The 771-nt window shown below is 41.6% G+C and carries 2 protein-coding genes; one reads left to right on the top strand and one right to left on the bottom strand.

The window, feature by feature from the left end; genetic code table 11:
* Positions 1-284, top strand: a 284-nt coding sequence (locus tag DDE80_RS14505; protein ID WP_161952362.1) for a helix-turn-helix domain-containing protein, incomplete at its 5' end; no start/stop codon positions are given.
* Here the strand turns inward: DDE80_RS14505 and DDE80_RS14500 are convergent.
* Complete coding sequence (locus DDE80_RS14500; protein WP_029500264.1) at positions 251-622, bottom strand: IS5 family transposase; 372 nt, start codon at positions 620-622, stop codon at positions 251-253. The two genes, DDE80_RS14505 and DDE80_RS14500, sit on opposite strands and share 34 nt — an antisense overlap.
* Positions 623-771: the final 149 nt, after the last annotated feature.

Here is a 771-nt window from a genome sequence, read left to right as displayed (position 1 = left end):
AAATCTATCAAATATCTACGGATACGCTTTATCAGTGGCAAAGGAAGTATGAAACATCTGGTTTAGAAGGATTAAAAGAATCTAGTTATTGGAAAGCTTATTCAAAAGAATTGATGGAGGCAGCCGTGCTAGACTATCTAAATCATGGACTTTCAAAAGGAGCAATAGTTTTAAAATATGAAATTAGTAGTCGTTCCGTTTTATCTCGTTGGATTCGCAAGTATACTAGGACGTGTCTAAAAACTCTACCTTATTGCGTCAATTTGAAAATCGCAGCGATATAAACGAATGCCAAAAAAGAAGTGGCTAATTTGTCGTAACGGGTTGCCACTCGGCGAAAGTGTTTGATTTTATTGAAAAAGCATTCGACTACGTGACGCTCTTTGTAGAGATACCAATCGACAGACCACGGTTCTTTGGCGTTCGTACGTGGTGGAATCGTATAATGTGCGCCTTTACTTGTCAGTTTGTCGCGAATCGCCTTTGTACCGTACGCTTTATCACCTAATACGTTACTGCCCGCGATTGGAAGTTGGTCGAACATGTCACAAGCAGGTTGACTATCATGCACGTTTCCAGCTGTTAGTTGAAATAACAATGGGTTGCCTAACGCATCCACAATGGCATGGATTTTCGTTGTTTTTCCGCCACGACTTACACCGATGTGTTGGGCAACTTCGGTATCGATGGCGTTTTTTTTGCCCCCGCACTATGTTGGTGAGCGCGAACGCTTGTTGAATCGATGCTTACGTTTTCAAAATCAGGTTCGAT

The sequence above is a fragment of the Metalysinibacillus jejuensis genome, assembly GCF_003057615.1.
Taxonomy (GTDB): domain Bacteria; phylum Bacillota; class Bacilli; order Bacillales_A; family Planococcaceae; genus Metalysinibacillus; species Metalysinibacillus jejuensis.
This window is presented reverse-complemented; position numbering and strand designations above follow the sequence as displayed.